This window comes from Streptomyces sp. CY-1 (assembly GCF_047218265.1).
Classification (GTDB): domain Bacteria; phylum Actinomycetota; class Actinomycetes; order Streptomycetales; family Streptomycetaceae; genus Streptomyces; species Streptomyces niphimycinicus.
This window is the reverse complement of sequence record NZ_CP178393.1, coordinates 1,210,751-1,224,847: the sequence shown is the minus strand read 5'-3', so window position 1 is coordinate 1,224,847 and position 14,097 is coordinate 1,210,751. Positions and strand designations below refer to the sequence as shown.

Below are 14,097 nucleotides of genomic sequence, written 5' to 3'. Positions count from 1 at the left end.
CACACTCAAGCACCGTCGACAACGGGCCGCAAGATGTCGCGTAGATTCTGTAATTATTCAACTGAGCTGTGGATCAAGTGAATTGATCCTGCCGACCACCTGCCGACCACCTGCCGACCGGCTACGGGCAGGCCCCGCGCTTCAGTCCCGTGCGGCCTGCGCGGTGGAGCCGCGCACCACCAGCTCCGGCTCGAACAGCAGCTCCTCGGACGGTACGGCCGCGCCGCCGATCTGCGCGTTCAGCAGCTCCACGGCCGCCCTGCCCATGGCCTCGATGGGCTGGCGGACGGTGGTCAGCGGCGGCTCGGTGCAGTTCATGAACGCGGAGTCGTCGTAGCCGACCACGGACACCTGCGACGGCACGCCGAACCCCTTGCGGCGCGCCGCCCGGATCGCCCCCAGGGCCAGCGGGTCACTGGCGCAGATGATGCCCGTGACGCCCCGGTCGATGAGCCGGGAGGCCGCGGCGTGGCCACCCTCGATCGAGAAGATCGCCCGGGCCACGAACTCGTCCGGCAACTGGCCCGCGACCGCGCGCGCGGCGGCCAGCTTGCGCGCCGACGGCATATGGTCACCCGGCCCGAGTACGAGCCCGATCCGCTCGTGGCCGAGGGAGGCCAGATGCCGCCACGCCTGCTCCACGGCCACGGCGTCGTCGCAGGAGACGCCCGGGAAGCCGAGATGCTCGATGGCCGCGTTGATCAGCACCACCGGGATGTTGCGCTCGGCGAGCAGCCGGTAGTGGTCGTGCGGTGCGTCGGCCTGCGCGAACAGCCCGCCCGCGAACACCACCCCGGAGACCTGCTGTTGCAGCAGCAGGTCCACATAATCGGCCTCGGAGACCCCGCCCTTGGTCTGGGTGCACAGCACCGGAGTCAGCCCCAGTTGCGCCAGCGCCCCGCCGATGACCTCGGCGAACGCCGGGAAGATGGGGTTTTGCAGCTCGGGCAGGACCAGCCCGACCAACCGGGCCCGGTCGCCCCGGAGCTGGGTGGGCCGCTCGTAGCCGAGGACGTCCAGCGCGGACAGCACCGCCTGCCGGGTGGCTTCGGAGACCCCGGGCTTGCCATTGAGCACCCGGCTGACCGTGGCCTCGCTGACACCGACCTTCTTCGCCACTTCAGCAAGTCGTCGCGTCATGCACGCAAGCGTAGCGCAAGAATTGCAAGTCGCTTGCGTAATGGGGGAGTAGATCGCACGGACCCCGGCGGTGGCCCCGGCTCAAGTCGCCCGGGTGACGGCCACCGCCGCTTTCAGATCCGCCCAGAACTCGGGCCGGAGGCCGATACGGTAGCCCAGCCGGTAGACCGTGGTCCTGGTCCGGCCACGCACCAGCAGATGTACCTCGGTCGGTCCCGGATGGGCCTGGAGGATCTCCTTGAGCTGCTGGAGGGAGCGCGGCGTCACCCGCGCTTCGAGCATCTCCAGGCGCAGCGGGGCATGGCGGGCGCTCAGGTCGGGGACCGCCAGTTCCATCCCCACCAGCCGGGGCACATCCTCGCGCCGGTCGAGGCGGCCCTTGACGAACACCACCGTGTCCTCGACGAGTTGGGCCGACACCAACTGATAGGTGGCGGGGAAGAACATGCGCTCGATGGAGCCGGCCAGGTCCTCCACGGTGGCGATGGCCCAGGCGTTGCCTGTTTGGTCATCGTCCTCGAACTGGTTGGGTTTCACCAGCCGCAGGAGCGAGCGCATCGCGCTGCCGTCGAACTGGAACACACCGAGGGTGTGGCCACCGCCGAGCATCTCGAAGGTCCTGCGGTCTTCCAGCGGCAGCTCGAGCAGTTTCAGGTCGACGCCCTTGTTGGCACGCACCATCGTGACGGCGTCGTCCATGATGGTCAGGTTGCGCAGGCCCAGGAAGTCCATTTTCAGCAGGCCGAGCGACTCACAGGTGGGGTAGTCCCACTGCGTGATCGTGACGCCGTCGGTGTGCCGCACCCAGACCGGGACATGGTCCACGATCGGCTCGCTCGACATGATCACACCGGCGGCGTGCACACCCATCTGCCGCACCAGGCCCTCGACACCCTTGGCGGTGTCGATGACCTTCCGCGCATCCGGCTCGTTCTCGTACATCGCCCGCACCTCGCCCGCTTCGGAGTACCGCGGGTGTTCCGGGTCGGTGATGCCGGACAGCGGGATGCCCTTGCCGCCGACGTCGGCGGGCATGGCCTTGGTGATGCGGTCGCCCATCGCGTACGGATAGCCCAGCACCCGGGCGGAGTCCTTGATGGCGTTCTTGGCCTTGATGGTGCCGTAGGTGCCGATCATGGCGACCTTGTCGGCGCCGTACTTCTCCATCACATGGCGGATCACCTCGACCCGCCGGCGCTCGTCGAAGTCGATGTCGACGTCCGGCATGGAAACGCGCTCGGGGTTGAGGAACCGCTCGAAGATCAGCCCGTGCTCGACGGGGTCGAGGTCGGTGATGCCCATCGCGTACGAGACGATCGAACCGGCCGCCGAGCCACGGCCCGGCCCGACCGCGATGCCCTGCTGCTTGGCCCACATGATGAATTCGGCGACCACGAGGAAGTACCCCGGGAACCCCATCTGGATGATGACGTCCATCTCGTACGCGGCCAGCTTCTGCCGGTCCTCCGGTACGCCACCCGGATAGCGCCGGGCCATCCCGCGCCGGACCTCCTCGCGGAACCAGGTGACCTAGGTGTGGCCGTCGGGCACATCGAACCGCGGCATGGGGTCGCGCTTGTCGAACATGCCGGTGGTGTCGATCTGCTCGGCGACCAGCAGGGTGTTGCGGCAGCCCTCCTGCCAGGCGTCCGAGGAGTCGATGGCATACATCTCCTCGGCGGACTTGAGGTAGTAGCCGGTGCCGTCGAAGCGGAAGCGGTCCAGGTCGGAGAGGCTCTTGCCGGTCTGGATGCACAGCAGCGCATCATGTGCGGTGGCCTCGTCCGCGTAGGTGTAGTGCGAGTCGTTCGTCACCAGCGGCGGGATGCCCAGCTTCTTGCCGATCTCCAGCAGCCCGTCCCGGACCCGGCGCTCGATCTCGATGCCGTGGTCCATCAGCTCCAGGAAATACCGGTCCTTGCCGAAGATGTCCTGGTACTCGGAGGCGGCCTTCAGCGCCTCGTCGAACTGGCCCAGGCGCAGCCGGGTCTGCAACTCGCCCGAGGGGCAGCCGGTGGAGGCGATCAGGCCCTCGGCGTGCTCGGCGATGACCTCCTTGTCCATCCGCGGCCACTTCTGGAGCCAGCCCTGCGCATACGCGTCCGACGACAGCCGGAACAGATGGTGCAGCCCGGTGGTGTCCGCCGCCCAGATCGTCTTGTGGGTGTAGCCGCCCGAGCCGGAGACATCATCGCGCTTCTGGTGGGGCTGCCCCCACTGGATCTTGCGCTTGGTGCGCCGCGACTCCGGCGCGACATACGCCTCGATCCCGATGACCGGTGTCACGCCCGAGGCCGTGGCCTGCTGGAAGAAGTCGTACGCGCCGTGCAGATTGCCGTGGTCGGTCAGGGCGGGATCGTCCTGAACGTGCGTTCCGAATGTTCCGTCGAGGTCCGGCAGCAGCTTGCCGAGGCTTTCGAACGGTCCCGTACGGATCGGTCAGGACGTGTGTTCAGAATGTTCGGAACGGGCGCTCAGGACGGTCATGCGGACGGCGGATCAGGTGTGGCTCGGCGCCGGTTCCTGCTCGGGGCGGGGCGCGTCGTGCTCGTGCCGGGGGAGGAGGAGTGGGGTCGCCAGGCTGAGGAGTCCGGCTATGGCGACCGCGATCCGGGGGCCGGTGACAGCGGCCAGCAGGCCCCACAGGGCGGTCAGGGTCGCGATCGTGGCCTTGCTGGAGACCGACCACGCGGAGAGGGTACGGGCGACCCGGTCCGCCGGGGTCCGGTCCAGCCGGTAGGTGGCGTACAGCGGGTTGAACACGCCCATGCAGCAGATCAGCCCCAGCTCGACCGCCATGACCAGCACCAGCCCCGCCGTACCAGGGCGGACGAAGGCCAACCCCGGCAACCAGCACGCCCGCAGCGCCCCCGAGATCAGCATGACCCGGTGCCGCCCGAACCGTGCCGCCAGCCTGGGAGCCAGCCGGGAGCCGATCAGACCGCCGACGCAGGGCAGGGTGAAGGCCATGGCGTACTGCCAGGGCGCGAACCCCAGGCTGCCCAGCATGAGGACGGCGAGCAGCGGCGCGGTCGCCATGATCAGCCCGCCCACCAGGACCTGGTTGAAGAACAGCGGGCGCAGCGCCGGGTGGGTCAGAATGCACCGCCAGCCCTCCAGCAGCTCACCGGCCCGCAGCCGTGGCGGCGGGCCGGTGCGCGCGGGGCGTGGCTCCGTGCCGCCGATCGCGCGGATCCCCACCGCGGAGAGCAGAAAGCTGACCGCATTGGCCGCCACGGTCATCACCGGGCCGAAGAGCCCGATCGCGGCGCCGCCGATCTGCGGTCCGAGCATGGTGGCGGTCCAGGCCGTGGACTCGAACCACGCGTTCGCCACCAGCAGGTCCTCTCGCGGCACCAGCGCCTTCAGACACGCCCCACTGGCCGAGGTGAAGGCGATGTCGGCCGCGGAGACGACGACCGAGACGACCACGAGCTGGGCGAAGGTGAGCCGGCCGAGCAGATACAGGACGGGGACGGTCATCAGGGCCGCGAACCGGACCATATCCATCGCGATCATCACCGGCCGCTTGCGGCGGAACTCCATCCACGGCCCGAGCGGCAGCGCCACCGCCGCGCCCACCGCGAGTCCCGCGGCCGCCAGCAGCGACACCTGGGCCGCCCCGGCATGGAGCACCATGATCGCGATCATCGGGAACGCGTCGAACGCGAGCCAGGTGCCGAACGCGCTGACCGCGTACGCCCCCCAGAGCCATCCGAACTGCCGCCCAAGCTTCCGACTCGCCCCCATGTGCAGCGCACTCCTCCTCGCCGTCCCGCCCGAAAAACCTCATATGGAACGGGCGATATCCAAGCGAGCCGGGGCGGGCGGTTCAAACAACGCCCTCGATATGCCACAACCAGACGTTGTGCGACTAAGGTGGCCGACGTGGACCTCAAGGCCGTGCGCACCTTCGTCGCCGTCGCGGACGCGGGCCAGTTCCAGGAGGCGGCCGCCGAGCTGTCCATCACCCAGCAGGCCGTCTCCAAGCGCATCGCCGCCCTGGAGAAGGAACTCGGGGTGCGGCTGTTCACCCGTACCGCGCGTGGAGCCCGGCTCACCATCGACGGGCAGGCGTTCCTGCCCCACGCCCGGGAGCTGCTACGGGCCGAGGAACGGGCCGCCGCCTCCGTACGCCCCGGCCGCCGCGCGCTGCGCGTCGATGTGATCGGGCGGCGGCTCGCACCGGCCGATCTGCTCCGCGGTTTCCACCGGGCGAACCCCGAGGTCGAACTCGATGTGGTGACGCTCTTCGACGCCGACGCGGCCATCGCCGCCGTGCGCACCGGCACCATCGACGCGTCGTTCCGGGCGGTCACCATGCCCGCCCGGCGGCTCCCCGGCGGTATCGAGGCCACCCGGGTCCACGACGAGCCCATCCAGCTCCTCACCGGACCGTCCCATGAGCTGGCCGCCGCCCGCGAGGTCACCCCCGCCGAACTGGCCGGGCACCGGATCTGGATGCCGGGCATCGTTCCCGGTACCGAATGGGCCGCCTACTACGACGACCTCGCCGCCGCGTTCGGGATCACCATCGACGCGATCGGCCCGTACTTCGGGCCCGAGCCGCTCCTCGACACGATCGCCGACTCCTCGACACTGGCGACCTTCGTCGGCGAACGGACCCGCCTGGTCTGGCCCGCCGACTACGGGCTGCGGCGCATCGCGGTGCGCCACCCGACCCCGGTCTACCCGCATTCGCTGATCTGGCACCGCGACAACCCGCACCCCGCCCTCACCGCGCTCCGCGACCACCTCGTCGCCGCGCCGCCCGGCCACCGCGACACCGACGCCTGGACGCCGAAATGGGCGTGGTGACCTAAATCACCGCGTCACCGCCGACGGGCGGATCATGCGGGCCGGTGAGTTCGCGCAGGTCGGCAACTCCCGCTATTTATCGCCGAAAAGGTGCGGGTTGACAGCGGATCAGCCAACGATCTAGGTTCACCTCAGGGGACTCGCTGGACGGCGAACGGGGGCTGTGGTGAGTGTTTTGACGTTGCGCGCATCCGATATCACCAGGATCGCGCGGCTGGTCGCGCGTGATGTCTTAATGGACCGATTGACCGACCGGTCGACCTCAGGAAATGCTGTCTTGGATCGCGAGGATCGCGAGGATCGCGAGGAAAACGACACCTCACCGCAGCGTGGCGGATTTCGCGGAAATTCCCTGTCCGGCGCTGGTATCACCGCATGGCTGCCGCCTTATGAATCCGGCAAGAGCCTGGTGGGCGCCGGTGCGCGGGCTGTCGCTCAACCACCCGCCCGCTCTGCGGAGTTCGAGGTGCGCCGGACGCTCGCCTCGGATGTCGACGCCGCTCACCCGGTGAGTTTCAGCCGACGGGCCGGCTTCCCCGGACTCCGGATCCCTATGGGCCGCACGTCGAATACCGGCGCGGGCCGGGGCGATGGTGTACCGGTGCCGACTTGTGCACCGGTGCTGACTTCCCTTTAAACGGCGTCCTGAACGGCATCCGCGCCACAGCCGGGCAAGTATCAGTGGCAGTATCAGCGAAATAATCGCGCAAAACCATTTCCATCAGTCGTCGGGGAAGGCTGTGTTGTGGGGCAATCAGGCGCGCCCAAATCCCAAGGTCTCAGCGCGGCCATGAGTAATCTCTTCGAGCGCACCAGGCGAAAGGAATCCACGGGTGTGGTGCCGGTCTCCAGGGACCGGGAGCTGAGGGCGTCATTCGCCCAGCGACGACTGTGGTTTCTGGACCAACTCGAGCCCGGCAACGCCTCGTACAACCTCCCCTTCGCGGTGCGGGTGCGCGGCCGCCTGGACGTTACTCATCTCTCCCGGGCCCTTTCGCTGGTGGTCGCCCGGCACGAGGCGCTGCGCACCACCTTCACCGAGACCGGCGGCCAACCGGTGCAGTCGGTCCAGCCCCCCGCCCCCGTCCCGGTGCGGATCGAATCGGTGCCCGACGGCCCGGAGGAGGAGCGGCTCGCCGCGGTCCGGCAATTGGCCGGAGCGGAGATCACCGAGCCCTTCGACCTGAGTACCGGCCCCTTGCTGCGGGCCAAGGCGCTGCGGCTGGACGAACAGGACCACGTCCTGCTGCTGACGGTGCACCATGTGGCCACGGACGCCTGGTCGCAGGGCATTCTGGTGGGTGAGCTGTCGGCCGCGTACGAAGCGCTGGAGGCCGGGCGGGAGCCCGTACTGCCGCCGCTGCCCGTGCAGTACGCAGACTACGCGGAGTGGGAGCGCGACTGGCTGTCCGGTCCCACCCTGCGCCGCCAGTTGGACTACTGGACGAAGCGACTCGACGGCATGGCACCCGCGCTGGAGCTGCCCACCGACCGGCCCAGGCCCTCGGTCGCCCGCCAGGAAGGCGACGCGGTGCGCTGGGAGCTGCCCGCCGAACTGATCCAGGCCGCCCGCCGGCTGGGCGCCGGTGAGAACGCGACCCTCTATATGACCTTGCTGGCCGCCTTCCAACTGGTCCTGGGCCGGTATGTGGACAGCGACGACATCACGGTGGGCACCCCCGTGGCCAACCGGGGGCGCGCCGAGGTCGAGGGCCTCATCGGGTTCTTCGTCAATACCGTGGTGCTGCGGACCGACCTGTCCGGCGACCCCACCTTCCGCCAACTGCTGGCACGGGTCCGGGACATGGCGGCCGGTGCCTTCGCCCATGGCGACCTGCCCTTCGAGTATCTGGTGGAGCAGGTGCACCCCGAGCGGGACCTGTCCCGGAACCCGCTGGTACAGGTGCTCTTCCAGATGATCAACGTGCCGGGGGAGCGGCTCGCCCTGCCCGGCGCGGAGACCGAGCCCTACGACCACGGCCGGATCCTCACCCGCATGGACCTGGAGGTCCATCTCGTCGAGACCGAGGACGGAGTGCTCGGTCATATCGTCTTCAGCAAGGCCCTGTTCGACAGGAGCACCGTCGAACGGCTGCTGCACCATGTCACCGTCGTCCTGCGCGGTGTTCTGGCCGAGCCGGACCGGCCCCTCTCGGAGATCTCCCCGCTCGACGACGCCGAGCGGGCGAAGGTCCTGGCGGAGTTCAACCACACCACGGGCCCCGTACCAGCCGGATCGCTGCCCGCGCTCTTCACCGCCCAGGCCGAGCGCCGCCCCGGCGCGGTGGCCGTGATCAGCGGTGGCGACCGCATCACCTACGCCGAACTGGACCAGCGGTCGAACCAGCTCGCCCACCTGCTGGAGAGCCGGGGGATCGGCCCCGAGACGCTGGTCGGGCTGTGTGTCGACCGCGGCGCCGAGATGATCGTGGCGATTCTCGCGATCCTCAAGCTCGGCGCGGCCTATGTGCCGATCGACCCCAACCACCCCCGGGACCGTATCCAGTTCGTACTGGCCGACGCCGGGGTGACCGTCGCCGTCACCCAGCAGCGCTTCACCAGCCTGCTCGAAAAGCCCCCCGAAACGGAGGCCGGGACGGCCGGGATCCGGCTCATCCTGCTCGACGCCGAACGCGAATCGCTCACCAGCCGGCCCCTGACCCCGCCCACGGCACGGCCCAGCGCCCAGAACCTCGCCTACGTCATCTACACCTCCGGCTCCACCGGAGTGCCCAAGGGCATCCTCATGCCCGCCTCCTGCGTGCTCAACCTGGTGGCCTGGCAGAAGAAGGCGCTGCCGATCGGCCCCGACGCCAAGACGGCCCAGTTCGCCACGCTGACCTTCGACATCTCGCTCCAGGAGATCTTCTCGGCGCTGCTGTACGGCGAGACGATCGTCATCCCCGGCGAAGAACTGCGCATGGACCCCGTCGAGTTCGCCCGATGGATCCACGCCCACGAGATCGACCAGCTTTTCGTCCCGAATGTGATGCTGCGGGCGATCTCCGAGGAAGTGGATCCGCACGGCACCGAGCTGGCCGCGCTGCGCCATCTCTCGCAGGCCGGTGAACCCCTCTCCCTCCACCACGATCTGCGCGAGCTGTGCGCCCGCCGCCCCGAGCTGCGGCTGCACAACCACTACGGTCCCAGCGAAGCCCATGTGGTGACCTCGTACTCGCTCCCCGCCGAGGTGGCCGAGTGGCCGCTCACCGCCCCCATCGGCCGCCCGATCGGCAACACGCGGGTGTATGTCGTCGACCGGCGGCTCCGGCCCGTCCCCGTGGGGGTGCCCGGAGAGCTGTGCGTGGCCGGAGCGGGCCTGGCCAGGGGCTATCTCGGCCGCCCGGATCTGACCGCCTCCCGCTTCGTGGCGAACCCGTTCCACGGCGATGGATCGCGGATGTACCGCTCCGGCGACCTGGTGCGCTGGCTGCCCGACGGCAACCTGGAATACCTCGGCCGGATCGACGACCAGGTGAAGATCCGTGGCTTCCGGATCGAACCGGGCGAGATCGAGGCGATCCTCGCCAGGCACCAGGATGTGCTGCACACGGCCGTGATGGTGCGTGAGGACACCCCGGGGGACAAGCGGCTGGTGGCCTATGTGGTGGCCGATGCCACCGCCGCGGACCGGCACGGCGGGCACGACCGGCACGGCGGGCATGACCGGCTGACCGAAACCCTGCGCCGGCACGTCGAGTCCGCGGTGCCCGAGTACATGGTGCCCTCCGCCTTCGTCCTGCTGGACACCATGCCCCTGACCTCCGGTGGCAAGATCGACCGGAAGGCGCTGCCTGCCCCCGACCTGCGCACCGTGCTCGAGGTCGGCTACGTCGCCCCCCGCACTCGCCAGGAAGAGGCCGTCTGCGGGGTCTACGCGGATCTGCTCGGCGCCACCAGGGTCGGTATCGACGACGACTTCTTCGCCCTGGGCGGCCATTCCCTCATCGCCACCCGGGTGGTCGCCAGGCTCCGGACCGCCCTTGGCGTCGACGTACCGCTGAAGACCGTGTTCCAGCAGCGCACCCCCAGGGAACTGGCGGCCACGCTCAGCGCCGCGGCCCGGTCCGTTCCCGAACCGGAGTTGCCGCCGCTGGTCCCCACCACGCGGCGCGATCGGCCCGTTCCCCTCACCTTCGCACAGCAGCAGACGGACCTCTTCTTCGGCGATGTCCTCGACGCCGGGCACTGGAACATCCCCATGGCCGTGCGGGTCTCGGGCGAACTGGACCTCGACTGCCTGCGGCGGGCCATGGACCTGCTGATCGACCGGCACGAGGCCCTGCGCACCACCTTCGTCAGGGAGGCCGACGGATACGTCCAGGTGATCCGGCCGCAGGTGCCGGTCCAGGTGGAGGTGGCCGAGGCGGACGACGAGGCCGAAGCCTCCGTACTGGCCGGACAGGAGGCGGCACGGACCTTCGACCTCACGAGCGGCCCACTGGCGAGGCTGCGCGTGCTGCGCCTGGCCGAGCTCGACCATGTGCTGGTGCTCACCCTGCACCATCTGGTCACCGACGGCTGGTCCCAAGGCGTGCTGGTCCGCGATCTGTCCCTCGTGTACTCGGCCCTGCTGCGCGGCGCCGAACCCGAGCTGCCACCCGTGCCCGTCCAGTACGCCGATGTCGCGAACTGGGAGCGCGAGTGGCTGCGCGGGGATCTGCTGCGACGCCAACTCGACTACTGGCAGCGGCACTTCGATGGAATGGCACCCGCAGAACTGCCCACCGACCGGCCCCGCGCCACGTCGGCCCGCTACGAGAGCGGCATCTACCACTGGCGGCTGCCGAAGGACGCCGTGGAAGCGGCCCGGCGGCTGGGCGAATCGTCCAGCGCCACCTTGTACATGACGCTGCTGACCGCGCTGAAGGTGGTCATGTCCGCCCGCTCGGACAACCAGGACGTCCTCGTCGGCGTGCCCATGGCCAACCGTGGCCGGGACGAACTGGAGAACGTGGTGGGCCTCGTCTCCAAGATGCTGGCGCTGCGTACCGAGGTCCCCGGCGCCACGGACTTCGGCACACTGCTGGCCACGGTGCGCGATGCGATGTCCGACGCCTTTACCCACCAGGACGTGCCGTTCGTCTCCGTGCTCAAGCACTCGGACGAACCCACCGGCGGCCGCGCCGGGACGCGGCTCTCGGACGATCCGCCGGTAAAGGTGATCTTCCAGATCGTCAACACCCCACAGCGGCCCCTCATGCTCACCGGGCTGACCGCCGAGCCATTCCTGATGACCCACCCGCCGGTGACCGTCAACGTGGACATGGAGATCGACCTGTACGAGAACGCGGAGGACGGCGGCCTCGCCGGCACCGTGCTGTTCAGCACGTCCCTCTTCGACCGTGCCACGATCGAGCGGTTCTGCGATGACGTGGTGGCGGTGGTCTCCACGGCCGCCGCGGACCCCGGACGGTCGGTCTCGCAGGTCTGGCAGGTCCGAGGTCGCGATCAGTGAACGACGACCCCGAAGCCGGTTCCGCGAGCGACCCCGCGGGTGAAAGCGGCCCCCTAGGTGAGAGCGGCCCCGCAGGTGATTCGGCGAACGGTCCGACTGACCGTCCCGCAGACGATTCCGCCCCGAGGAACAGCATGGAACCGGACGAGGCCATCGCCGTTGTCGGAATGTCCTGCCGCTTTCCCCAGGCACCCGACCCCGAGGCGTTCTGGCGGCTGCTGAGCGAGGGCGTCTCGGCGATCAGCGAGGTGCCCGCCGGGCGATGGACCGACGACCCGTCCATGCCGCCCGCCATCCGCCACGGCGGCTTCATCGACGACGTCGACCGTTTCGACCCCGCGTTCTTCGGCATCTCGCCACGCGAAGCCGTGACGATGGACCCCCAGCAGCGGCTGATCCTGGAGCTGGGCTGGGAAGGGCTGGAGCACGCGGGCATCGTGCCCGCCACCTTGCGGGGAGCCACAGTCGGCGCGTTCATCGGCGCCGGGTCCGCCGACTACGCCTCGCTGATCAGCGCCCACGGCCGCTCACACCACACACTGACCGGCACCCAGCGCGCCATGCTCGCGAACCGGCTCTCCCATGTTCTCGGCCTGAGCGGTCCGAGCGTGACTGTCGACGCGGCCCAGGCATCCTCCCTGGTCGCGGTGCATATGGCCGTGGAAAGTCTGCGTCGCGGCGAGTCGCGGCTCGCGCTTGCGGGCGGGGTGAACCTGAACCTCTCCGCGGAAACCGCCGCCGATATCGCCGCGTTCGGCGCGCTCTCCCCGGACGGCCGCTGTTTCACCTTCGACGCCCGCGCCAATGGCTATGTGCGCGGCGAGGGCGGTGGCATCGTCGTCCTGAAACCGCTGTCCGACGCCCTCGCCGACGGCGACACCGTCTACTGCGTGATCGAGGGCAGCGCGGTCAACAACGACGGCGGCGGTACGTCGCTCACCGCCCCCGACCCCCGCGGCCAGCAAGAGGTGCTCCGGCTGGCCCAGCGGCGGGCCGCGGTCTCACCCGGCTCCGTGCAGTACGTGGAACTCCACGGCACCGGAACGGCGCTCGGCGACCCGGTCGAGGCGGCGGCCCTGGGCGCCGTCTTCGGCCGGACCGGGACGGGGCCGGTGCGGCTGGGTTCGGTGAAGACCAACATCGGCCACCTTGAAGCCGCCGCCGGTATCGCCGGATTGCTGAAGACGGCACTGGCCATCCACCACCGTCAGCTCCCGGCCAGCCTCCATCACCGCACGCCCAATCCCCGCATCCCCCTGGGCGAGCTCAACCTGGAAATGCGCCTGGCACCGGGGGAGTGGCCGCAGGCGGACCAGCGCCTGATCGCCGGCGTCAGCTCGTTCGGGATGGGCGGCACCAACTGCCATGTGGTGCTTGCCGAACCACCCGCCCAGGCTCCCTCCCACGCCTCCGCACACCCGAAGCCCGGGGCCCTCCCGAGCCCGAACCCCCTTCCTGTCTCCGTACCGGTCCCGCTGGTGCTGTCGGCGACGACCGGGGCCGCGCTCCGGGGCCAGGCGATGCGGCTACGGCCGTATCTGGAGCGGTCGACGAACCTCACCGACCTCGCCTTCTCCCTCGCCACCACCCGGACCACCTTCGAACACCGCGCGGTGCTCATCGCCGGAGCGGCCACCGACGCGGCACCCGGCCTGACTACGCTCGCCGAAGGCGGCACGACTCCGACTCCCGGCCTGGTGACCGGCACGGCAAGGGCGGGAAGGCTCGCCTTCGCCTTCGCCGGCCAGGGATCCCAGCGTCTCGGCATGGGACGCGAACTCAGCGCCGCCTTCCCCGTGTTCGCCGACGCTCTCGACGCCGTGTGCACGGCGCTGGACGCACACCTCGACCGGCCACTTCGGGACGTCATCCACGGTGACGACGCCGAGCTGCTCGACCAGACGGTGTACGCCCAGGCCGGACTCTTCGCGGTGGAGGTGGCGCTCTTCCGGCTGCTCGAGGACTTCGGGCTCGTACCCGACGTGCTGATCGGCCACTCCCTCGGCGAAGTGAGCGCCGCCCATGTCGCCGGTGTGCTGTCGCTGGCGGACGCCGCCACCTTCGTCGCCGCCCGCGGGCGGTTGATGCAGGCCGTGGCGGAACCGGGCGCCATGGTCCTGCTCGAAGCGAGCGAGGACGAGGTCACCCGGACGCTCAAGACGGGCGAGGCGGCGGACGACAGCGCCCGGGTCTGCGTGGCGGCGGTCAACGGACCGGCCGCAACGGTGATCTCGGGGGATGAGCGGGCCGTACTCGACCTCGCGGCGGAGTGGACCCACCGCGGACGCAGAACCAAGCGGCTCCGGACCAGCCACGCCTTCCACTCGCCGCATCTGGACCCCGTCCTCGACGAGCTTCGGCACATCGCCGAGGGCCTCACATACCGGCCCCCGCGAATACCGCTCATATCGAATGTGACCGGCAGCCGTGCCACGGCGGAAGAGCTGTGTTCCCCGGAGTACTGGGTGCGGCATGTCCGCCGGACCGTACGGTTCCTGGACGGCATCCGGGCGCTGGAAGGCGAAGGCGTCACCACCATCGTGGAGCTGGGCCCGGACAAGGCGCTCACCACCCTGGCCCGCGACTGCCTGACCAGGCCCGGGACCCTGGTGGGCACGCTCCGCCGCGACCGGTCCGAGCCATTGGCCCTGGTCACCGCGCTGGCCGAGCTGTATGTCTCG

The 14,097-nt window shown here is 69.7% G+C and carries 5 protein-coding genes and 5 pseudogenes; 7 read left to right on the top strand and 3 right to left on the bottom strand.

Features of this window, described 5'->3' with window-relative positions:
* Positions 1–141 precede the first annotated feature (141 nt).
* From ACK1X7_RS04935 to ACK1X7_RS04925, 3 genes and pseudogenes are all read right to left on the bottom strand, one after another.
* Positions 142–1,140: a LacI family DNA-binding transcriptional regulator gene (locus ACK1X7_RS04935; protein ID WP_390794715.1), complete on the bottom strand. Its 999-nt coding sequence runs from the start codon at positions 1,138–1,140 to the stop codon at positions 142–144.
* A 513-nt stretch (positions 1,141–1,653) separates the two neighbouring features.
* Positions 1,654–3,543, bottom strand: a pseudogene (dnaE, locus tag ACK1X7_RS04930) (DNA polymerase III subunit alpha); the annotation flags it as partial.
* Positions 3,544–3,639: 96 nt separating this feature from the next.
* A complete protein-coding gene (locus tag ACK1X7_RS04925) occupies positions 3,640–4,890 on the bottom strand; it encodes an MFS transporter (protein WP_413114686.1) in 1,251 nt (416 codons plus the stop codon).
* Positions 4,891–5,028: 138 nt separating this feature from the next.
* Between ACK1X7_RS04925 and ACK1X7_RS04920 the strand changes: the two genes are divergently transcribed.
* The 7 genes and pseudogenes from ACK1X7_RS04920 to ACK1X7_RS04890 all read left to right on the top strand — a co-directional run.
* Positions 5,029–5,958 carry a LysR family transcriptional regulator gene (locus tag ACK1X7_RS04920; RefSeq protein ID WP_385154629.1) on the top strand — a complete coding sequence of 310 codons (930 nt, stop codon included), beginning with the start codon at positions 5,029–5,031 and terminating at the stop codon, positions 5,956–5,958.
* Between the two features lie 166 nt (positions 5,959–6,124).
* Complete coding sequence (locus ACK1X7_RS04915; protein ID WP_413114685.1) at positions 6,125–6,595, top strand: hypothetical protein; 471 nt, start codon at positions 6,125–6,127, stop codon at positions 6,593–6,595.
* 153 nt (positions 6,596–6,748) lie between these two features.
* Entirely contained in the window at positions 6,749–11,416 is a 4,668-nt protein-coding gene (locus tag ACK1X7_RS04910; RefSeq protein WP_413114684.1) for an amino acid adenylation domain-containing protein, read from the top strand.
* A gap of 152 nt (positions 11,417–11,568) precedes the next feature.
* Positions 11,569–12,267 (top strand): annotated as a pseudogene (locus ACK1X7_RS04905) (polyketide synthase); the annotation flags it as partial.
* A gap of 39 nt (positions 12,268–12,306) precedes the next feature.
* Positions 12,307–12,633, top strand: a pseudogene (locus tag ACK1X7_RS04900) (polyketide synthase); the annotation flags it as partial.
* Positions 12,607–13,077, top strand: a pseudogene (locus ACK1X7_RS04895) (ketoacyl-synthetase C-terminal extension domain-containing protein); the annotation flags it as partial. The pseudogenes ACK1X7_RS04900 and ACK1X7_RS04895, both read left to right, overlap by 27 nt.
* A gap of 36 nt (positions 13,078–13,113) precedes the next feature.
* Positions 13,114–14,094 (top strand): annotated as a pseudogene (locus ACK1X7_RS04890) (acyltransferase domain-containing protein); the annotation flags it as partial.
* Between the last annotated feature and the right edge of the window lie 3 nt (positions 14,095–14,097).